Origin of the sequence: Pseudomonas sp. NFX15, assembly GCF_049132105.1 — a bacterium.
Lineage (GTDB): Bacteria > Pseudomonadota > Gammaproteobacteria > Pseudomonadales > Pseudomonadaceae > Aquipseudomonas.
This window is the reverse complement of record NZ_JAFMPV010000007.1, coordinates 219,827-233,925: the sequence shown is the minus strand read 5'-3', so window position 1 is coordinate 233,925 and position 14,099 is coordinate 219,827. Positions and strand designations below refer to the sequence as shown.

The window sequence follows — 14,099 nt, the reverse complement described above, 5'->3', positions numbered from 1 at the left end:
AGTTACGTGTTTGGCCGTAAGCGCTGCTTTCAGGAGCTGACTTTTTTACGCGGCACGATTTTCTTCAGCAGCAACCTGGCCTTCCCGCGCAACCGCGCCAGGCCCGAGTCCTTCCCCGGCGGGGTCAACCCTTGCTGCCTCACCCAGTCCTTCCAGCGAATTCGCTCATCGCGCACCAGCCAGCCTTCCTGTCGGGCGAAACTCTCGGCCAGGTACACCCCGCGGGTGCTGGCCGGGTATAACTGATCCTTTTTCAGCGTATAGAGCTCGGCCATCGGGTGGCCGTCCAGCAAGGGCATCAGGTACAGGTCGGGGCGCTTGCGGTCGAGGCGGGCGACGAGTTGATCGCCTTCCAGTCGTTCGTCGACATGGAACAGGCTCAGGGACTTGGCTTCCTTGGGCACGTCCAGGCGCAAGTCGTAAATCAGTTGCAGCGACGCCGTCGGCAGGTGCACGTAGGCCCGCGGACGCTCCATCAGCACCAGGTTGGCGCTACGCACCGGTCGCGCGGAACCGGACAACGGCGACAAGCGAAACGGCAGCGCTTCACGGTAATGCAGGGCCGCAGAGTAGGGCGCCGGCAGCCAGGTGTCATTGAAGCGCCCGCCAAGCCAGCCTTCCGGGGTTTCCAGCAGGCATTCCTCGGCAATCTCCTGGATCGCCGTGTGCAAGGGAATGTTCAGCTCATGGGCCGGCACATACCCGGAGATCAACTTGAGCACCACGTCGCCACGGTCTTGCCGGCGTTGGCGCACCAGCACCCAATAGTCGCGGTTCTGCCAGTGAAGGGTCAGTCGTACCGACACGCCGAGGTTGGCCAGTTCCAGGGCAAACCGTTCGCTGTCACCGACGCTCACCGGGCGGCGACGTTGCAAGGTCTGGGAAAAATTCAGCGGCCGGCCGACGCTTTGGTAGATCAGGCCTTCGGGGGTCGCTTCGACGAATAACGGCAGGGTCTTGAAGTTGCTCGGGTTCTTTCTGATGAGCGTACGCGACATGTCGGCTCCTGCTTAAGGCCGCGTGGGCGGCGTCAGTGGCTACGTAGGACCTGGGCAACGGTCGCGACATTGTGGGCGAGGTGCAGCGGATTGATGGTCCCGACAATAGCACTGGCAACACCCGGATGTTCAAACAACAACTTGAAACTGGCGCGCACCGGATCCACCCCCGGACTCAGGCAGACATGACCACTGGCGAGGGCTTTCTTGACCAGAATGGCTTTGCCGTGTGCAGCAGCATAGTCAATGACGGGCTTTTCGTTTTGTTCGTTCAGATTGTAGGTGACCATGGCGCAATCGCCTTGCTCCAGCGCTTTCAATCCGCCTTCGACGGTTTTGCCGGAAAAACCGAAACCGCGAATCTTGCCTTCGGCCTTGAGCGCGGCGAGGGTGTCGTAGACTTCGCAGCCGTTGAGGATCGCCAGGTCGTTGCCGTCGGAGTGCACCAGCACCAGGTCGATGAAGTCGGTTTCCAGGCGTTGCAGGCTGCGTTCCACCGACATTCGCGTGTGAGCGGCGCTGAAGTCGTGACGTGACAGGCCCTCGGCAAACTCTTCACCGACCTTGCTGACGATCACCCAGTCCTGGCGCTGGCCGCGCAGCAACGGGCCGATACGCTCTTCGCTGCGGCCATAGGCCGGGGCGGTGTCGATCAGGTTGATGCCCAGGTCGCGGGTGAGCTTGAGCAGCATGCGCGCTTCATCGTCATCGGGGATGCGGAAGCCATTGGGATACTTCACTCCTTGGTCGCGGCCCAGTTTCACCGTGCCCAGGCCCAGCGGTGAAACCCGCAGGCCGGTACTGCCCAGTGGGCGATGCAGATCGTGCAGGGTCGGTTGGCTCATGGCAGCAGTTGCTCCCAGGCGGGCACGCCCATTGGCGGCTTCGGCAGATCCGGCAACGCTGGCGCATGACTCGGCTGGATGCCGTCGCGGGTCAGGCTGGCGATTACGCGGTCGGCGAAGTCTGGCGCCAGCGCCAGTTTGGTCGGCCAGCCCACCAGCAGTCGTCCCTGTTCGGCAACAAAGGCGTTGTCGGGACGGGTCAGGCCCGATTGCAGCGGCTCGGCGCGATCCACGCGCAAGGTCGCCCATTGCACCGTGCTCAGGTCGATCCATGGCAGTAATTGGCTGAGTTCTTTCTGCGCGGTGGCGATCTGCTCGGCTGGTTCGCGGGCCACGCCATCGGCTTCGGCGATATCGCCGCCCAGGTACCAGACCCATTGGCCATCTGCCGCCGGGTGCGTGGTCACGGTGATGCGTGGTTTGGTGCCGCCGCCCAGGCAATGGGCGTACAGCGGCTTGAGGCTCGGGCCCTTGGCGATGATCATGTGCAACGGGCGGCGCTGCATCGCAGGCTGGCTCAGGCCCAGCGCTTCAAGCAATGCCGCCGTCCCGGCACCGGCGCTGAGGACGATGCGCTGGGCACGGATTTCGCGTTCGTCCACCTTCAGACCGACCAGCACGCCACCGTCGAGCAACGGCTGGATGCTCTGTCCGGCGAGCAAGCCATCACCGGCCAGGTCGGCGAGGCGCTGGATCAGGCTCGGCACATCGACGACCAGTTCCGCCAGGCGATAGACCTTGCCCTTGAAACGTTTGTCTTGCAGGGCGGGCGGCAATTGGTCGCCCTTGACCTGATCGACGCGACCGCGCACGGCTTTGCTCGCGAAGAAGCTGGTGAGGTTGCCGGCGAGGGTGCCGGGGGACCACAGGTAATGGGCTTCGGACAGCAGGCGCACACCGGACAGGTCCAGCTCGCCGTCACCGGCCAATGCTTCGCGCCAGCGGCGCGGCATGTCGGCGATGGCTTCGGAGGCGCCGGTCAGGGCGCCATGTAGCGCGTACTTGGCGCCGCCATGGATGATGCCCTGGGACTTCACGCTCTGCCCGCCGCCGAGGCTGGCGCTTTCCACCAACACGGTCGAAAACCCCTGGCGGCGCAGGCGCGCATTCAGCCAGAGGCCGGCGACACCAGCGCCGACAATCAGCACGTCGGTGGAAATAACGGATGGCATGCGGCGACCTCAGTGTTCAAAACGAAGGCGCAGTATACAAGGCATCTTCAGGATCTGTTGCAGGATGCAGGTGACCCTGTAGGAGCCGGCTTGCTGGCGATAGCGGTGCATCAGGCACACCGCGTTGGCCGGATCGCCAGCAAGCCGGCTCCTACAGAGTGTCAGTGGCCGGCCGTTTTGGAGAACAGCTGAATGACCACAACCCCCAACACAATCAACCCCATCCCGAGGATGGCCGGCACATCCAGCTTCTGCCCGTAGATGAACAGCGCCGCCACGCTGACCATCACGATCCCCATGCCGGCCCACACCGCGTACGTCACACCCACCGGGATGGTGCGCACCACCAGCGTCAACATCCAGAAGGCGATCCCATAACCGACGATGACCAGCACCAGGGGCAGCGGCGTACTCAAGCCCTTGACTGCTTTCATCGAAACCGTGGCAATCACTTCGGCGCAGATGGCAATGGCCAGGTAGTAGTAGGCAGTCATGGGTTAATCCTCGTGTGAAGTGTTGCTCTCTGAGGTCGGCATTCTAGAGTTTTGGCAGATGCGGTAAAGTCATTACCTATCTGTTTTGAAGATGGGTTTAGCCATGAATACGCAGTGGAATCTGGAGCAGCTTAGGCTGTTTGTCAGTGTCGCGGAGCAGCGATCGTTTTCGGCGGTGGCGCGCGATCAGCGCAAGGCGCAGTCGGCGGTCAGCAGTTCGATAGCGCTGCTGGAAGAAGACCTGGGCGTCAGCCTGTTCGATCGTAGCAGCGGCCGCCAGCCGAAACTCACCGAGGCCGGCACCGCGTTGCTGGACGAGGCGCGCGAAGTGTTGCGCCAATGCGAGCGGCTCAACGGCCGGGCGCTGGCGATGATGCGCGGCCAGGAAGCGCGGCTGCGGGTGGCGCAGGATGAAGCGATGCCGTATCAGCCGATCATCGAAAGCTTCGAGGCCCTGGCGGAAAAATTCCCCAGCGTGGAAGTGCAACTGACCAGCGCCGCCCAGGGCGATGTCGCACGCAAGCTGGTGGAGCGGCGTGCCGACTTGGGGTTGCTGTTCTTTCACGATCAGATTCCCGAGGCCCTTGAGCGGCGAGTGCTGGGCAGCGTGGAAATGGTCACGGTGTGCGGCAAGGATCATCCGTTGGCGTGCAAAGGTACAGTGGACGACCGACAACTGGCGCAACACCGGCAGTTGCTGATGTCCACCGAATCGAGCATTTATCCGGGCAGTGATCCAGCCAGCCCACAGGTCTGGCGCGCCGACAGTTTCTACGTGATGGCCGAGTGGCTGGTGCGTGGCCTCGGCTGGGCCTGGTTGCCGCGCCACGTGGTGCAGTACCCGACGTACCAGAATCAGATGGTCGAGTTGGCCAGCGAGTGGACTCCGCCGGCCCTGGTGGTGGAGCTGGTATGGCGCCGTGACGAACCGCTCGGCCCGGCCGCACGCTGGCTCGCCGAACGTTTTGCCGTGCACTTGCAGGCGATTGGCGAAAAAAGCCGATAAACTCCGGCGCCATGAATAGAACTCTCTACACCGTGCTGTTTTATCTGGGGCTGCCACTGGTAGCGATTCGACTTTGGTTGCGCGCGCGCAAGGCACCGGCCTATGCCCGGCGCATCGGCGAGCGATTCTCTTACGGGATGCCGGCGATGAAGCCGGGTGGCATCTGGGTGCACGCGGTGTCGGTGGGCGAGAGCATTGCCGCCGCGCCGATGATCCGCGCCTTGCTGGCGCGTTATCCGGAGCTACCGATCACCGTCACTTGCATGACCCCAACCGGTTCGGAGCGCATTCAGGCCCTGTTCGCCAATGAGCCGCGCATCCAGCACTGCTACCTGCCTTACGACTTGCCTTGCGCCGCCCGGCGCTTTCTTGATCGGGTGCGGCCGATGCTGGCGGTAATCATGGAAACCGAATTGTGGCCCAACCACATCCATCAATGTGCCAAGCGCGGGATTCCCGTGGCGCTGGCCAATGCGCGATTGTCCGAGCGTTCGGCCAGGGGCTACGGGCGCTTTCGCAAGCTGACCCAGCCGATGCTCGCCGAGATGAGTCTGTTCGCGGTGCAGACCGAGACCGAGGCCAGGCGCTTTCTCGATTTGGGCGCGAGGGCGCAGACGGTTGAGGTGACCGGCTCGATCAAGTTTGACCTGACCATCGACCCGCAACTGCTCCAGCGCGCCGTTGAACTGCGCGGACAATGGCAGGCGCAGGAGCGACCGGTGTGGATCGCCGCCAGTACCCACGAAGGCGAAGATGAAGTGGTGCTGGCGGCGCATCGACAGTTGCTGGCCAATCACCCGGATGCCTTGCTGATTCTGGTGCCGCGCCATCCGGAGCGCTTCAACTCGGTGTACGAGCTGTGCCAGCAGCAAGGGTTTGCCACGGTGCGTCGCTCCAGCGCCGAAGCGGTGGACGTCACGACTTCAGTGCTGCTGGGCGACACCATGGGCGAATTGTTGTTTCTCTACGCCTTGGCCGACAGTGCCTTCGTTGGCGGCAGCCTGGTGCCCAATGGCGGGCATAACCTGCTGGAGCCGGCGGCCTTGGGCAAACCGGTGCTGAGCGGACCGCACCTGTTCAACTTCCTCGACATCGCCGCGCAGTTGCGCAGTGCCGGGGCGTTGCAGGAAGTGGAAGATGCCGAAGGGCTGGCGCTGGCGGTGCAGCGGCTGTTCGAACTGCCCCGTGATGCGCAGCGCATGGCCGACGCCGGGTTGAAGGTGATGCGCAGCAATCAGGGGGCGTTGCAGCGGTTGCTGGATGAGTTGGGGCGGTTGATCGAGCGGTAGACCGAGTTGTATTCATTCGCTGGCAAGCCAGCTCCTACAGGATTTGCATATACCTGTAGGCACTGGCTTGCCAGCGAAGCTTTCAGGGTTTAGATCAAGGCCGTGCTTTCAACTGCTCCGCTGCCGCCTCTGCCAAATCCGGTGGCAGGAAGTCCTTGTCCGGGTTGTAGTCAGGCTTGAGCCAGCGGGCCAGGGTCTGCAGGTCACCCGGGTTCAACGTACCGGCCTGTTGTTTCAGGCGCAGGTTGTCGAGGATGTAGTCGTAGCGGGTGTTGTTGTAGTCACGTACCGAGGTGTACAGCTGACGCTGCGCATCGAGCACGTCGACGATATTGCGCGTACCCACCTGGTAGCCGATTTCCGTCGCTTCCACTGCGCTCTGGTTGGAAATGATCGACTGTTTGCGCGCCTGTACCTGCTCGACGTCAGTGTTCACCGCACGGTGCAGGTCGCGGGTGTTTTCCACGACTTGCCGACGCAAGGATTCACGCTGCTGCTCGGTCTGGTCCAGTTGCGAGTACGACTGGCGCACCTGGGAGTTGATCAGGCCGCCGCTGTAGATCGGTATGTTCAGTTGCAGGCCAACGGTCGTTTGCTCGACGTTGCCTCCGTAGGGTTGGCCCAGCGCATTGGGGTTGCTGAAACCCAGTGCATCGTTGTCGCCTTTCTCGTACTTGGCAATCGCATCAACCGTTGGCAAGTGACCGGCCTTACGTTGCTTGAGAGTTTGCTCGGCGGCGCTGACGGCGTAGTTGCTCGCCAACAGGTTGAGGTTCTGCCGGCCTGCTGTTTCGACCCAGGCCTTGGCATCGTTCGGCACCGGCGCCAGGATCGGCAATTTGTGGCTGATGCCCTGGATCGATTTGTACTGCCGGTTGGTCAAGGTGATCAGCGCTTCGAAAGCGTCATCCACCTGGCGCTGCGCAACGATCCGGTTGGCGCGGGCCGTGTCGTAGCTGGCCTGGGATTGCAGCACGTCGGTCTTGTCCGAGAGGCCGACATCGAAGCGCTCCTTGGACTGGTCGAGCTGGCGTTTGAACGCCGCTTCTTCGGCCTTGGTCGAGGCCAGGTTGTCCTGGCTGCGCAGCACGTTGAAATAACTGTTCGCGGTTTGCAGGATCAGGTTCTGCTCGGTCGCCGAGAGTTGCAGGGCGGCCTGTTCGTTGACATCCTTGGCCGCCTGGAACTGGAACCAGCGATCAGCACGGAACAGCGGTTGCGCCAGGGTTGCCTGGTACGAATGCGCATCGCGGTTGGCCGTGCCCGACGGTTGATCAAGCGAGGTGCGGACTTCGGAAACGTTGGCACCACCCGAGAGGTTGGGCAGCAATCCGGCACGAGCCTGGGGGACGACTTCTTTCTGTGCGCCGTATTGGGCGATGGCCGCCGCCAGGTCGGCGTTATTATCCACAGCTTCCTGGTAGACACTGACCAGATCCGTCTTGGTCGATAAGGGCGCTTCTGCTGCCCAGGCCATTCCATTGGTCGCACAAGACACGGCAAGGGCCAGTGAGAGTTTGCGCAGCATAGACGATCCCTAGAATTGATATTACACAGGTAATTTGAGCGCCAAGGCTAAGGCGTTGCTTTTACAGCGTCAATGCGCGGTTAAGCGTAGCGAGTGTAGTTGGGCAATCGGGTGCCAACAATCCCGATACTGCGTGTAATTACGCCATTCATCATGGGGGTGTGAAGCGGGGTTGGCGTTCTTTGCCAGTTGTGTCTAGACTGGCCGGGTTCTTGTCGGGGTGCCTTGCTATGAGGCTGAGATCGAATAATTTCGGATCCCGTTGAACCTGATCAGGTTAGCGCCTGCGTAGGGAACAAGATTTCTCGTCACCCGGCGAGTCCTCTTGTGCTTCGTCCGGGATGTTGTTCGACAATCGAACACCCCTCGAGTACTGAGCACAGCACGGCTGGTTTTCCCCAGCGCCCGTGCGTCCATTCGTTTACAGGTTCGCTCCGACAAAATTCCACTGCCTGGATGCTGTCTGGAGAGCCCGTGATGACCACAAAAGCAAAAATAGCCACCAACTTGAGTGATTCGGCCAAGGTCGACCAACAATCGGTGCAGCCGTTTACCCGCTCGCAAAAAATCTATGTCCAGGGCACCCGCCCCGACATCCTCGTGCCGATGCGCGAAATCAGCCTCGATGTGACGCCGACCGACTTCGGCGGTGAGGTCAACGCACCGGTGGTGGTGTACGACACCTCGGGCCCGTACACCGACCCCAATGTCATCATCGATGTGCGCAAAGGCCTGGCCGACGTACGTTCGCCGTGGATCGAAGCCCGTGGCGATACCGAGCGCCTGAGCGGCCTGAGCTCGAACTTCGGCCAGGAGCGCCTCGCCGATCCGGAACTGACCAAACTGCGTTTCGCCCACGTCAACAACCCGCGCCGCGCCAAGCCGGGTGCCAACGTCAGCCAGATGCACTACGCGCGCCAAGGCATCATCACCGCCGAGATGGAATACGTCGCCATCCGCGAAAACATGAAGCTGGAAGTGGCCCGCGCTGCCGGCCTGCTCGATCAGCAACATGCCGGCCACAGCTTCGGCGCCAGCGTGCCGAAAATCATCACCCCCGAATTCGTCCGTGACGAAATTGCCCGTGGCCGCGCGATCATCCCGGCCAACATCAACCACACTGAACTGGAACCGATGATCATCGGCCGTAACTTCCTGGTGAAGATCAACGGCAACATCGGCAACAGCGCCTTGGGTTCGTCCATCGAAGAAGAAGTGGCGAAACTGACCTGGGGCATTCGCTGGGGTTCGGACACGGTCATGGACCTGTCCACCGGCAAGCACATCCACGAAACCCGCGAGTGGATCATTCGTAATTCGCCGGTGCCGATCGGTACCGTGCCGATCTACCAGGCCCTGGAAAAAGTCGATGGCGTGGCCGAAGACCTGACCTGGGAGCTGTTTCGCGACACGCTGATCGAGCAGGCCGAGCAGGGCGTCGACTACTTCACCATCCACGCCGGCGTGCTGTTGCGCTACGTGCCGATGACCGCCAAGCGCGTGACCGGCATCGTCTCGCGCGGTGGTTCGATCATGGCCAAGTGGTGCCTGGCGCACCACAAGGAAAACTTCCTCTACACCCATTTCGAAGACATCTGCGAAATCATGAAGGCCTACGACGTCAGCTTCTCGCTGGGCGACGGCCTGCGTCCGGGTTCGATTGCCGACGCCAACGACGAAGCGCAGTTCGGCGAACTGGAAACCCTCGGCGAGCTGACCAAGATTGCCTGGAAACACGACGTGCAGTGCATGATCGAAGGCCCGGGCCACGTGCCGATGCAGTTGATCAAAGAGAACATGGACAAGCAGCTCGAATGCTGCGACGAGGCGCCGTTCTACACCCTCGGCCCGCTGACCACTGACATCGCACCGGGCTACGACCACATCACCTCTGGCATCGGTGCGGCGATGATCGGATGGTTCGGGTGCGCCATGCTCTGCTACGTCACGCCCAAGGAACACCTGGGCCTGCCGAACAAGGATGACGTGAAGACCGGGATCATCACCTACAAGATCGCAGCCCATGCCGCCGATCTGGCGAAGGGGCACCCTGGCGCGCAGATCCGCGACAATGCCTTGAGCAAGGCGCGTTTCGAGTTCCGCTGGGAAGACCAGTTCAACCTCGGCCTCGATCCGGACACCGCGCGTTCGTATCACGACGAAACCCTGCCCAAGGATTCGGCCAAGGTCGCGCATTTCTGCTCGATGTGTGGACCGAAATTCTGCTCGATGAAGATCACCCAGGAAGTCCGCGAGTACGCGGCCAACCAACGGATCGAAGCGGTCGACGTGGACGTCGCCCAAGGCATGGCCGAACAGGCTGAGCGCTTCAAGCAGGAAGGCAGCCAGCTGTACCAGAAAGTTTGATGCCATCTGTAGGAGCCGGCTTGCCGGCGATTGCGGCGTCACTGATGCACCGCGTCGCCTTTGATCGCTGGCAAGCCAGCTCCTACAGGACTGTGTAGACCACAACAACAAATGTCCCTCTGAGATAACACCCTTGAGCATTCAACCCAGCACTTACTCTCCCGATATCGCGGTGCCGACCGACAAACGTGTGTTCGGTGGTCGCGATCTGTTTTCCCTGTGGTTTTCCCTCGGCATCGGCCTGATGGTCTTGCAGACCGGCGCATTGCTCGCGCCGGGCCTGGGCTTGTCCGGTTCGTTGCTGGCGATTTTCCTGGGCACGCTGGTCGGCGTGCTGCTGCTGGCCGCCGTTGGCGTGATCGGCAGCGACACCGGCCTGTCGTCGATGGCCGCGCTCAAGCTCAGCCTCGGTGTCAAAGGCGCGAGCCTGCCGGCGGTGCTGAACTTGCTGCAACTGATTGGTTGGGGCTCGTTCGAAATCATCGTCATGCGCGACGCGGCGAGCCTGTTGGGGGCGAAGGCCTTCAGCGAAGGCAGCCTGCTGTCGAATCCGCTGCTCTGGACCCTGGTCTTCGGCGCCCTGGCGACCTTGCTGGCCGTCTCCGGTCCGTTGACGTTCGTACGGCAGATCCTGCGCAAATGGGGCATCTGGCTGCTGCTGGCCGCGTGCATCTGGCTGACCTGGAACCTGTTCGCCAAGGCTGACCTGGCTGCATTGTGGGCCCAGGCCGGTGACGGATCGATGCCGTTCGCCGTGGGCTTCGACATCGCCATTGCCATGCCGCTGTCGTGGTTGCCGCTGATCGCGGACTATTCGCGTTTTGGCAAGCGTGCGAAAAACGTCTTCGGTGGCACCGCTGTCGGGTTCTTCATCGGTAACTTCTGGCTGATGAGCCTGGGCGTGGCCTACACCCTGGCGTTCGCGCCGAGCGGTGAGGTCAATGCCTTGCTGCTGGCGCTGGCCGGTGCCGGTTTGGGGATTCCGCTGCTGCTGATTCTGCTGGATGAATCGGAAAACGCCTTTGCCGATATTCACTCGGCGGCGGTGTCCAGCGCGATTCTGTCGCGTGCCAAGGTCGAACACCTGGCGCTGGCCATCGGCGTCATCTGCACGCTGATCGCCCTGCTGGCGCCGCTGGCTCAGTACCAGAACTTCCTGTTGCTGATCGGTTCGGTGTTCGCGCCGTTGTTCGGGGTGGTGCTGGTGGACCACTTCATCCTGCGCAAGCGCAGCGGCCGGGTGGCCTCGGCCGCATTGCGCTGGCCGGCGTTGCTCGCCTGGCTGGGTGGGGTCAGCACCTATCACTTGCTGGCCAACTTATACCCGGATGTCGGCGCCACCCTGCCGGCGCTAGTCCTGGCAGGGCTGCTGCAACTAGTGCTGGGCCGGGCCTTCAGTGACGGCCGGGAAACAGCTCGGGCCTGAGAATGCCGTTCAGGCGAGGGTAGGGGATCTTCAGTTCGACGTGGCCCAGTGCGTAAGGCGCAATGGTGCTGGTTTCGTACTTGAGGATCACCCCGCCGTAGGTCAGCGCCACGTTCTGGGTTTTCTGGAACGGCCAGCTCTTCACGAACTCCGCTTCCTGATCGAGCTTGGTGCTGATCAGCCAGCTGTTGTGCGCCACCTGCGCGGCTTTCCAGAACGCGTCTTCCTGGCCTGGCAGCAACATGTCCGACAATGTCAGCACTTTATGCTGCTGGCGCGAATAGTTGATGAAACCCCGCCCCGGCGTGCCATGGGCACCGCCGGTGTCCAGGTAGCTGGATAACTCAACGATCACCAAGCCGTCATGCTGCTCGCGTACCTTGGCTTGCAGATAACTGCTGTTGCGTGGGCCGGCGGTGCGCAGGAACTCATCGCGATAGGCTGCCAGGGTCGGCGCGACCGGCGCATCGGGCGAGGTGCGGGTCAATTGCAGCAGGCGTTTTTCGACGATGCCGTCAAGCGCAGGCTCGGCCGGAAAGCGCAGCGTATCGATGTTGACCAGCGGGCAATCCGGGTTGTTGCAACCAGGCTTGAGCTGCTCGGAGGCGTCGCGGGTGGTTTCCAGCGGCGTCCGGTAGTTGGGTTGGAACAGGCTGGCGCAAGCGCCCAGGGTCAGGGCGATAGCGGCCACAGAGGCCATTTTGAAAAGCGACATGGGCGTCCTTTCTGAAAACAGGGGAAGGCAAAAGTACCGGCTTCGACTCTCAACAAAGCAGTCAGTTCGCCACTAAGCTAATTAGAGTGGGTTTCGCCCTCACCGTCTATCCCGCTGACGGTAAAGGGGCTGCATCAAACATCACGGGCGCGTTAGGATGGCGCGAAGTCGAGGCCCAGGAAAAAAACGGCCTTGTTCAGGATATGCAGTCACGAGGATAGTCATGACGGATTTTGCCAACGCCATTCCGACCGCCGTCGATATCGTGCGGCGCGAAAAGTGCTACGAGGGCTTCTACAAACTCGAACGCGTGCACTTGCGCCACGAATTGTTCGCCGGGGGCATGAGCCGCGAGATCAATCGTGAAGTGTTTGTGCGCCATGACGCGGTCTGCATGTTGCCTTATGACCCGCAGCGCGACGAAGTGGTGCTGATCGAGCAGTTTCGTGTTGGCGCCATGGGCAAGACCGACAACCCGTGGCTGATCGAACTGGTCGCTGGTCTGATCGACAAGGAAGAAGTGCCGGAAGCAGTTGCTCACCGCGAGGCGCAGGAGGAAGCTGGGCTGGAAATCGGGGCGCTCTGGCCGATGCTCAAATATTTCCCATCGCCGGGCGGCAGCAACGAGTTCGTCCATTTGTATCTGGGCCGTTGCGACACCACCGGGGCTGGCGGCCTGCATGGGCTGGAGGAAGAGGCAGAAGATATCCGCGTCACGGTCTGGGCGTTCGAAGATGCCCTGCAAGCTGTACGCGACGGACGTATTGCCAACGCGGCGAGCATCATTGCCTTGCAATGGCTGGCTTTGAACCGCGTTGAAGTGAGGGGGTTATGGTCGTAAACAAGCTGCGCGATCGCTATCGGGTCGACCTGGTGGGGCTGCAAGCGTCCTGCGAGGCGAACTACGCGCGCCTGATGCGACTGCTGCCGGACATGCGCAGCGAGCCCGCCGCGCGACGCATCGCCGTGACCCATGGCGACCAGATGCTCGGCGTACTGGCCCTGGAAGTGTTACTGACCTGTCCTTACACCACCACCCTGCAAGTGCGCCAGGAGCACAGCCTGCCTTGGCTGCCGGTGCCGCAACTCGAGGTGCAGGTCTATCACGATGCGCGCATGGCCGAAGTGGTCAGCGCCGAACATGCGCGACGCTTTCGCGGCATCTATCCTTACCCGAACGCCTCGATGCACCAGCCGGACGAAAAGGCCCAGCTGAACATGTTTCTGGGCGAATGGCTGAGCCATTGCCTGGCGCTGGGGCATGAGTACGAAGTAGTACGTTAAATGTGAGGCGTAGTTGTGAACTGCGTCAGGTTCACTGGTTTCCCCTTTCGACCATCCCCCAGCATAATTGCGGCACTTATCCATCCCCGTGATCACGCCCTGGGAGAACGCCTTGCCGAGCGTATCCACATTGTCCACCGCCGATCCGGCGTTGCTGGTGCAACTTTCCGACAGCCACCTGTTCGCCGAGGCGGATGGTGCGCTGCTGGGCATGAATACCCGCGACAGCCTGCAAAGGGTCATCGAGCTGGTGCAGGCGCAACAGCCGCAGATTGACTTGATCCTGGCCACGGGCGATCTGTCGCAGGACGGGACGCTGGAGTCCTACCAGCAATTTCGCGACCAGACGCGCCAGCTCGATGCACCGGCGCGCTGGATCCCCGGCAATCACGATGAACCGCAGATGATGGCCCAAGCAGCGGTGCAGAGCGCTTTGCTCGAGTCGGTGGTGGATATCGGCAACTGGCGAGTCACGTTGCTCGATTCGGCGGTGCCGGGCTCGGTGCCGGGGTATTTGCAGGACGAACAGCTGCAATTGCTCGCCCGTTCGTTGAGCGAGGCGCCGGATCGCCATCATCTGGTGTGTTTCCACCATCATCCGGTGCCCATCGGTTGCGCCTGGATGGAACCGATCGGCTTGCGCAATCCCGAGGCGCTGTTCGCCCTGCTCGACCGTTTCGAACAGGTGCGCGCGGTCTTGTGGGGGCATGTGCACCAGGAAATCGACCAACTGCGCAATGGCGTGCGTTTGCTCGCCTCGCCTTCGACCTGTATCCAGTTCGAGCCAGGCAGCGAAGATTTCAAGGTCGGGGAGCAGGCGCCGGGCTATCGCTGGTTGCGGCTATTGCCGGACGGCGCTCTGGAAACCGGCGTGGAACGCGTCACCGGCTTCAATTTCACCGTGGATTACGGCTCCAACGGCTACTGACCCCCCAAACCCTTGTAGGAGCTGGCTTGCCAGCGAAGAGGCCGTCA

13 protein-coding genes and 1 riboswitch are annotated in these 14,099 nt (G+C 61.9%); of the genes, 7 read left to right on the top strand and 6 right to left on the bottom strand.

Translation table 11 applies throughout. The features are described from left to right. Positions 1-29: 29 nt before the first annotated feature. From J1D76_RS10750 to J1D76_RS10735, 4 genes are all read right to left on the bottom strand, one after another. Positions 30-998, bottom strand: a complete 969-nt coding sequence (locus J1D76_RS10750; protein WP_421138303.1) for a metal ABC transporter ATPase — start codon at positions 996-998, stop codon at positions 30-32. A 32-nt stretch (positions 999-1,030) separates the two neighbouring features. Beyond that, positions 1,031-1,843, bottom strand: a complete 813-nt coding sequence (locus tag J1D76_RS10745) for an aldo/keto reductase (RefSeq protein WP_421138302.1) — start codon at positions 1,841-1,843, stop codon at positions 1,031-1,033. Further along, a complete protein-coding gene (locus tag J1D76_RS10740; RefSeq protein WP_421138301.1) occupies positions 1,840-3,015 on the bottom strand; it encodes an NAD(P)/FAD-dependent oxidoreductase in 1,176 nt (391 codons plus the stop codon). Before J1D76_RS10740 ends, J1D76_RS10745 begins: the two co-directional genes overlap by 4 nt. 161 nt (positions 3,016-3,176) lie before the next feature. Beyond that, a complete protein-coding gene (locus tag J1D76_RS10735) occupies positions 3,177-3,509 on the bottom strand; it encodes a DMT family transporter (protein WP_421138300.1) in 333 nt (110 codons plus the stop codon). Between the two features lie 103 nt (positions 3,510-3,612). Between J1D76_RS10735 and J1D76_RS10730 the strand changes: the two genes are divergently transcribed. After that, positions 3,613-4,515 carry a LysR family transcriptional regulator gene (locus J1D76_RS10730; protein WP_421138299.1) on the top strand — a complete coding sequence of 301 codons (903 nt, stop codon included), beginning with the start codon at positions 3,613-3,615 and terminating at the stop codon, positions 4,513-4,515. Positions 4,516-4,526: 11 nt separating this feature from the next. Then, positions 4,527-5,804, top strand: coding sequence for a lipid IV(A) 3-deoxy-D-manno-octulosonic acid transferase (waaA, locus tag J1D76_RS10725; protein ID WP_421138298.1), 1,278 nt, complete (start codon positions 4,527-4,529; stop codon positions 5,802-5,804). 94 nt (positions 5,805-5,898) lie between these two features. Here the strand turns inward: waaA and J1D76_RS10720 are convergent, their stop codons facing one another. Beyond that, complete coding sequence (locus tag J1D76_RS10720; RefSeq protein ID WP_421138297.1) at positions 5,899-7,332, bottom strand: TolC family outer membrane protein; 1,434 nt, start codon at positions 7,330-7,332, stop codon at positions 5,899-5,901. Between the two features lie 206 nt (positions 7,333-7,538). After that, positions 7,539-7,644: riboswitch (TPP riboswitch) on the top strand. A gap of 165 nt (positions 7,645-7,809) precedes the next feature. Here J1D76_RS10720 and thiC point away from each other — a divergent pair. Further along, complete coding sequence (thiC, locus tag J1D76_RS10715) at positions 7,810-9,699, top strand: phosphomethylpyrimidine synthase ThiC (RefSeq protein WP_421138296.1); 1,890 nt, start codon at positions 7,810-7,812, stop codon at positions 9,697-9,699. Between the two features lie 133 nt (positions 9,700-9,832). Further along, the gene (cytX, locus tag J1D76_RS10710) at positions 9,833-11,125 is read left to right on the top strand and encodes a putative hydroxymethylpyrimidine transporter CytX (RefSeq protein ID WP_421138295.1); all 1,293 of its coding nucleotides are present in this window, start codon (positions 9,833-9,835) and stop codon (positions 11,123-11,125) included. Here cytX and J1D76_RS10705 read toward each other — a convergent pair. Next, entirely contained in the window at positions 11,094-11,840 is a 747-nt protein-coding gene (locus tag J1D76_RS10705) for an RsiV family protein (protein WP_421138294.1), read from the bottom strand. The two genes, cytX and J1D76_RS10705, sit on opposite strands and share 32 nt — an antisense overlap. 223 nt (positions 11,841-12,063) lie before the next feature. Between J1D76_RS10705 and J1D76_RS10700 the strand changes: the two genes are divergently transcribed. From J1D76_RS10700 to cpdA, 3 genes are all read left to right on the top strand, one after another. Continuing rightward, positions 12,064-12,681 carry an NUDIX domain-containing protein gene (locus tag J1D76_RS10700; protein ID WP_421138293.1) on the top strand — a complete coding sequence of 206 codons (618 nt, stop codon included), beginning with the start codon at positions 12,064-12,066 and terminating at the stop codon, positions 12,679-12,681. Further along, on the top strand, positions 12,672-13,124 hold the full coding sequence (locus J1D76_RS10695) for a DUF1249 domain-containing protein (RefSeq protein WP_007977461.1): 453 nt from the start codon (positions 12,672-12,674) through the stop codon (positions 13,122-13,124). Before J1D76_RS10700 ends, J1D76_RS10695 begins: the two co-directional genes overlap by 10 nt. A 112-nt stretch (positions 13,125-13,236) precedes the next feature. Continuing rightward, positions 13,237-14,052: a 3',5'-cyclic-AMP phosphodiesterase gene (cpdA, locus tag J1D76_RS10690; RefSeq protein WP_421138292.1), complete on the top strand. Its 816-nt coding sequence runs from the start codon at positions 13,237-13,239 to the stop codon at positions 14,050-14,052. Positions 14,053-14,099 lie beyond the last annotated feature (47 nt).